Source organism: Bacillus sp. CGMCC 1.60114, from assembly GCF_042676365.1.
Classification (GTDB): Bacteria; Bacillota; Bacilli; order Bacillales; family Bacillaceae_G; genus Bacillus_A; species Bacillus_A rhizoplanae_A.
Genome location: NZ_JBHTHG010000107.1, coordinates 8,975 through 13,343, shown reverse-complemented (window position 1 = coordinate 13,343; position 4,369 = coordinate 8,975). Strand labels below are relative to the sequence as shown.

The following is a 4,369-nucleotide window of genomic DNA, read 5'->3' as shown; positions in this document are numbered from 1 at the left end:
AAAAGAATTCATTGATAAACTATTCGGCCTTCCAGCATAAAATAGATTCTACTAGGAAACTTTTCGCCTCTCTATATCTCTTCTGAAGTATTTGCACCAGAACCTGTTAACCGAACATGTATATTCTATTCATCTAAAAATGTAAAAAAGTTTTGACATCCTAATTTTCAATAGATATAATTCAAATGTAAAAATGTTTTTACATTTATGAGTAGAAAGGAAGCATACAAGATGAATAAAAAGAAGTTCATATTCTTAGTTAGTTGCATTTGTTTAGTTGCTATTATTGCTTATACCTTATATGTTTTTGTGACAGAAAAACGCATTAAAATGGGAGTATTTTTCTTTGCATGCTTAATTATTAGTTCTATCGTAAATCAAGTCACATGGGGGGATGCTGATGCTGTTTCAGAAGAAAGCCAGGATGAATTGGGAAAACATATTTCTTATTTGAGCTACAAGATTGGATATTTTGTCCTTATCATCGTTATGTTCATTATATTAGTTATAGGAGAGGGTAATACTATTTGGAGTTTTGATAACGTACAAAACTCCGCTCTTTATTTAGCCTTATGTGCTTCCCTTGTTATAGTTCCAATCACTGAATTTTTTGTATCAAAGAAGTTTAAGTAATATGAAAAACTCTATTTCTGTATTCCGTAAAAAGCAATCTATGACACAAGAAGAATTGGCTAAGTATTGCAATGTATCACGCCAAACTATTAATGCAATTGAAAATGCTAAGTATGACCCAACATTGACATTAGCTTTTAAATTAGCCGAGGTACTACGTACAACAGTTGATGAACTATTTAATCCGAATTAACGAATTGACTCCCTATATCGAGAATTATGTGACCCCTATTAAAAGTCCTCCAGTTAAACAATCTGGAGGACTTTTAATAGGGGTCACTTTACATGCCCATCAACTTAAGAATTTTATAACGCTCCAAAACAAAAAAATTGTACATTTTCACCTGGAAGTTTCAATTTTCTCGTTTTGGTATATTTGCTTTTCTTAGCTTGATAGCGATAGGGTAGTATCTCTTATACTACTGATACCTTTTGGCAACCAAAAATTCAATAAAAGGCAAAGTTATCATTGATAACCCTAATAATAACAATAAAAAAATGTTTGTTGTCCCATTTATAAATTTATCAGCAACTACAGCTCCTAAAATAAAAAAAGTAAGAATGAAATAACTTACTTTTGAGCTTTTTTCTGTAATTCTTTGTCCGAGTTCTTCCTCTTGTAATATTCCATCTTTTTCTTCTTTTGTTCCCCAGGTAATAGATGAGAAAAACATCATTACTAAACAACTAATAGTAATGACTTCATTGAAACCAACATCTTTCCCTACTATAATCTTATAAATTGTAAAACCTATTACAATCAAAATACTTATCCCAAATATGATAGAACCAATTTTTCGAGTCCTCATTACTATACATTCCCTTCATTTATAAATAAAATATCAACTCTAATTTCTAATGTTTTTGCAATATCGAAAGCTAATTGTAAACTAGGATCATATTTATTATTTTCGATGGCATTAATTGTTTGTCTACTTACATTACATAAATCCGCCAATTTTCCCTGAGAAATTTTTTTAATCTCTCTATACTCCTTAATTCGATTACGCATTGGATTTCCACCTTTATTGCAAAGTGTGTAAAAAACTTTTTACATACTAAAAATTGTAAAAAAACCAATCTAATTGTCAAATACTTTTTACACATCTTCTGGAGAATTTTATTTCTTAGATTCGATAAAAAAGTCCTATAAACGACCGTTTATAGGACTTTTTTTACTTCTATCCAAATAGGGGTCACCATACATCTCCATTAAGTTACTATCTTTAAATAGGCCTACACAAAAATTTTGTTTTTCTACAGTATAGGGATTCATCTTACCTTTTCTTTTTGGGATTGCTCTGCTTTCTTAAGTTGATGGCAATGCATTAGTACCCCCTATATAAACAAAGGCGAAGTCTTCAAAGAGAATCCGCCTTTGTTTATATAGGGCATGAATGGTTTCAATACCTTTAATAGTACGTGAAGCATGACGAAGATTTTGAAATCCTACGGATTTGACAAAAATATGATGAAAAAAGGGCAACTTCACTAAAGGTTGAAATTTGCCCAAAATGAGGTTAGAGTCATTCATAAATTGGGTTCTGGTGCAAAGATGATTTCAAAAAAACATAGGACATGAATTTCCTATTAACTTACGGATTATGCTGCAATACCAAACAGTTTATCAATGAATTCTTTTCGATTTTACGCAGACTTCACCTCTTGGTGAACTTGCCCTTTTTTCATCATATGCATGGCTTCAATGCCACGTACTATTGAAGTAGCAGTTTCATACGTTTTGATGCCTTTAGGCATCTCTTGCTCGTCTTTTAACTGTTGAATGGCTACAGGATACGCTGGATTTTTATCGACGGTTATGACACGAGGCTTAGAAACATGAAAAGACCGCAAAGCTTTCTTGAAGAAGTACTTTGCAGCTTTTTGGTCTCTTGTTTTGCTTAGGCAAAAGTCAATGGTGTTTCCTTCGGAATCCACTGCGCGATATAAATACATCCATTGACCTTTTACTTTGATATACGTTTCATCCACTCTCCATGAATCATTTGTACGTTTTAGATGACGACGAAGTCGCTTGTCTAATTCAGGACTATACTGATGAACCCAACGCATAATGGTCGTATGAGCCATCGATAATCCTCGTTCCTCTATCATTTCTACAAGGTTACGAAAGCTCAAGTTGTACCGTAGGTACCATCTGACAGTAAGAAGAATAATATCGGGTTGATAATGTTTCCACTTGAATAAATTTTGCTTTTCCATACTGATCACGCCCCTTTTTAGAGTATTAGTATCAGTATGTCCAAGTTTACTAGATTTCTTGCACCAGAACCAAAAACAATATTAGTATATGTGACATATACTTTGGAATTTTAAGTTATTAATAGCATATGAGGTTCATTGACAGGTAATATATTACATATTAGTATAAATTTGACCAGAGGCCATTGTAGTAAATTTGAATAGGAGGAAATATTATGAAAAAAATCGTAGCAGGAACTTTAGCATTCGGAATGGTAATTGGAGCTGGCAGTAGTTTTGCTTCTGCGGAAGAAACAAGTAACATTCCTACAAATGAAGGGGCAACAATCCAAACTAATTTTGAAACTATGAATATCGAATCTTTAGCAATTCAATCTATAACTAAGTCTCAATTTCAAAAAGTTTATGCAGCAATGAAGAAATACGAAGGAACACCATATCATTATGGTGGAAATAGCCCCAAAACTGGATTTGATTGTTCAGGATTAATGCAATGGGGTTATGGTACACAAGGAATTAAATTACCACGTACTGCTCAGCAGCAATATGATTTTACTAAGCGTATTAGTAAAAGCGATCTTCAGCCAGGTGATTTAGTGTTCTTTAAAGGAACAAATGGAAGTAAAAAAGGCATTACGCATGTTGGTATGTACATTGGAGGTAATGCATTCTATAACGCTAGTGATTCAAAAGGAGTAAGTGCAGCTAAGTTAGATAATCCTTATTGGAGTCAACATATTGCCGGTTATGGAAGAATCAAATAAGAGATCTTAATACGTTGGTATCAAGCTAATAAAACAAAATACTCTCTAAGGTGAAAAAGCGCTATTCTTTCTATATGGAGTGAATCCTGAGAATGAGACGATAAAAAACACCTCTCTAAATCGTAAGTATTTGAAGTGACCCAATGAAATAAGACAAGGAAAAAACACCTCTTATCCCGTATTTAATTTGATATGCTCCCCATTAGGTAGACAGATAAAAAATAAAAATCTGTTTATCTAAGGGGAGTATTTTTTTATGGCTCGAGTGAAATATTCGGTTCTGGTGCAAAGATGATTTCAAAAAAACATAGGACATGAATTTCCTATTAACTTACGGATTATGCTGCAATACCAAACAGTTTATCAATGAATTCTTTTCGATTTTACGCAGACTTCACCTCTTGGTGAACTTGCCCTTTTTTCATCATATGCATGGCTTCAATGCCACGTACTATTGAAGTAGCAGTTTCATACGTTTTGATGCCTTTAGGCATCTCTTGCTCGTCTTTTAACTGTTGAATGGCTACAGGATACGCTGGATTTTTATCGACGGTTATGACACGAGGCTTAGAAACATGAAAAGACCGCAAAGCTTTCTTGAAGAAGTACTTTGCAGCCTTTTGGTCTCTTGTTTTGCTTAGGCAAAAGTCAATGGTGTTTCCTTCGGAATCCACTGCGCGATATAAATACATCCATTGACCTTTTACTTTGATATACGTTTCATCCACTCTCCATGAATCATTTGTACA

General features: G+C 33.4%; 7 protein-coding genes and 1 pseudogene. 3 read left to right on the top strand and 5 right to left on the bottom strand.

Features of this window, described 5'->3' with window-relative positions:
* Positions 1-231 precede the first annotated feature (231 nt).
* Together ACFQZ1_RS15120 and ACFQZ1_RS15115 are read left to right on the top strand one after the other, a co-directional pair.
* Entirely contained in the window at positions 232-633 is a 402-nt protein-coding gene (locus ACFQZ1_RS15120) for a hypothetical protein (RefSeq protein WP_377883006.1), read from the top strand.
* Between the two features lies 1 nt (position 634).
* On the top strand, positions 635-826 hold the full coding sequence (locus ACFQZ1_RS15115; protein ID WP_377883005.1) for a helix-turn-helix transcriptional regulator: 192 nt from the start codon (positions 635-637) through the stop codon (positions 824-826).
* Between the two features lie 226 nt (positions 827-1,052).
* Here ACFQZ1_RS15115 and ACFQZ1_RS15110 read toward each other — a convergent pair whose 3' ends face one another.
* The 4 genes and pseudogenes from ACFQZ1_RS15110 to ACFQZ1_RS15100 form a co-directional block, all read right to left on the bottom strand.
* On the bottom strand, positions 1,053-1,442 hold the full coding sequence (locus ACFQZ1_RS15110) for a hypothetical protein (protein ID WP_377883004.1): 390 nt from the start codon (positions 1,440-1,442) through the stop codon (positions 1,053-1,055).
* A 2-nt stretch (positions 1,443-1,444) separates the two neighbouring features.
* Positions 1,445-1,645 carry a helix-turn-helix transcriptional regulator gene (locus ACFQZ1_RS15105; RefSeq protein ID WP_377883003.1) on the bottom strand — a complete coding sequence of 67 codons (201 nt, stop codon included), beginning with the start codon at positions 1,643-1,645 and terminating at the stop codon, positions 1,445-1,447.
* 297 nt (positions 1,646-1,942) lie between these two features.
* Positions 1,943-2,098, bottom strand: a pseudogene (locus ACFQZ1_RS26720) (IS6 family transposase); the annotation flags it as partial.
* Positions 2,099-2,280: 182 nt separating this feature from the next.
* Entirely contained in the window at positions 2,281-2,856 is a 576-nt protein-coding gene (locus ACFQZ1_RS15100; protein ID WP_377883002.1) for an IS6 family transposase, read from the bottom strand.
* Positions 2,857-3,071: 215 nt separating this feature from the next.
* Between ACFQZ1_RS15100 and ACFQZ1_RS15095 the strand changes: the two genes are divergently transcribed.
* The gene (locus ACFQZ1_RS15095; RefSeq protein ID WP_377883001.1) at positions 3,072-3,620 is read left to right on the top strand and encodes a C40 family peptidase; all 549 of its coding nucleotides are present in this window, start codon (positions 3,072-3,074) and stop codon (positions 3,618-3,620) included.
* Positions 3,621-4,003: 383 nt separating this feature from the next.
* On the opposite strand, the gene ACFQZ1_RS15090 is transcribed toward ACFQZ1_RS15095, so the two are convergent.
* On the bottom strand, positions 4,004-4,369 hold a 366-nt coding region (locus ACFQZ1_RS15090), incomplete at its 5' end, for an IS6 family transposase (protein ID WP_377883000.1).

What these genes read in the sequence shown, in the direction of transcription:
- ACFQZ1_RS15100 (WP_377883002.1), bottom strand. Translation starts at nt 2,856, where the DNA reads ATGGAAAAGCAAAATTTATTCAAGTGGAAACATTATCAACCCGATATT.
- ACFQZ1_RS15120 (WP_377883006.1), top strand. Translation starts at nt 232, where the DNA reads ATGAATAAAAAGAAGTTCATATTCTTAGTTAGTTGCATTTGTTTAGTT.
- ACFQZ1_RS15110 (WP_377883004.1), bottom strand. Translation starts at nt 1,442, where the DNA reads ATGAGGACTCGAAAAATTGGTTCTATCATATTTGGGATAAGTATTTTG.
- ACFQZ1_RS15095 (WP_377883001.1), top strand. Translation starts at nt 3,072, where the DNA reads ATGAAAAAAATCGTAGCAGGAACTTTAGCATTCGGAATGGTAATTGGA.
- ACFQZ1_RS15115 (WP_377883005.1), top strand. Translation starts at nt 635, where the DNA reads ATGAAAAACTCTATTTCTGTATTCCGTAAAAAGCAATCTATGACACAA.
- ACFQZ1_RS15105 (WP_377883003.1), bottom strand. Translation starts at nt 1,645, where the DNA reads ATGCGTAATCGAATTAAGGAGTATAGAGAGATTAAAAAAATTTCTCAG.